At 38.3% G+C, this 1,239-nt stretch carries 2 protein-coding genes; both read left to right on the top strand.

All coding sequences use genetic code 11. From position 1 onward, the window contains the following. A partial coding sequence (locus E0765_RS08605; protein WP_132812817.1) for a hypothetical protein occupies nt 1-689 on the top strand: 689 nt, incomplete at its 5' end. 13 nt (nt 690-702) lie between these two features. Then, the coding region (locus E0765_RS08600) for an ATP-dependent Clp protease proteolytic subunit (protein WP_132812816.1) at nt 703-1,239 on the top strand (537 nt) is incomplete at its 3' end.

The raw sequence follows: 1,239 nt of genomic DNA, 5'->3' as shown, positions 1-1,239 counted from the left end.
GAAAAAACCAAATCCTTCCTGATATTGATAAAGATATTATGCAGATGCATGCTGGCGAAGAACGAACTTTTTCATTCAATCCCCAAGATCAAGACCCAATCTCAATTAAAATTCGCCTGACCGGAATCAAAGAAAAAATACTTCCCACGCTTGATCAATCTCTCTTAGATTCTTTGAGCATAAAAAAAACCTTAGAAGAATACAGAGCTGAAGTATCTCAAAAAGCCGAAGAAATGTATCAGGACTATGTAAAAGAACTAAAGTGGAGTTCCTTTTTCGAAGAATGGTTCAAAACATATTCTATTGAAAATCTACCTCCAAGCATCGAAGAACACTACATGGAGCAAACATTAAGCATATTTGAACAAGATTTATCTGATTCGAAGTTGAGCCTAGATGAGTTTTTGCTTAAATCAGGCAAAACCATCGAAGAATTAAAAGAGCAATTAAAGCCCAAAGCACTTAGTAGAGCTAATGTTGATCTCATTATCCGCTCTATCCAACGACAAAATCCCCATCTTGCTCCAAAAGAAAATGAAGTCGATGAAGAAACTAAGCAATATTTGGGTAAATATAAGGATGGAGCATTAGACAGAAAAAAAGTAAGAGAGTATTGCGATTCGATTGTACGAAGACGAAATGCTCTCAATTGGTTGATAGAAAGAGTAAGTTTCACTGAAAAGAAATAGTGAGGTAAAAAATATGTCTCTGATACCGTGGGTAGTAGAGCAAACAGCATTTGGAGAGCGGCAGTATGATATTTACTCTCGTCTCTTAAAAGATCGTATAGTTTTTATTGGAGGCGAGATGATTGATGACCATCTCTCAAACAGTATTGTAGCTCAGCTCCTGTTTCTTTCTGCGGAAAATGATGCTGAAGATATCAAAATTTATATCAACAGCCCTGGTGGCCTAGTAACTGCTGGGCTTGCTATTTATGATACAATGCAGTTTGTTAAACCCGATGTATCAACCACCTGTATCGGTCAGGCATCGAGCATGGGAGCATTTCTGCTTAGCGCTGGTTGTAAGGGAAAACGATATGCCCTACCGCATGCTCGAATCATGATACATCAACCCTTGGGTGGTGCTCAGGGTCAAGCTACTGATGTAGAAATTCAAGCACGCGAATTGTTACATACCAAAAAAACGCTTAACAACATTCTCGCAAAACATACAGGGCAAACTATCGATATCATCGAAAAGGATACCGAACGAGATTTTTTTATGTCAGCTCAG

This window comes from Sulfuricurvum sp. IAE1, from assembly GCF_004347735.1.
Lineage (GTDB): Bacteria > Campylobacterota > Campylobacteria > Campylobacterales > Sulfurimonadaceae > Sulfuricurvum.
The sequence above is the reverse complement of the archived record's forward strand: the minus strand, read 5'-3'. Positions and strand labels throughout refer to the sequence as shown.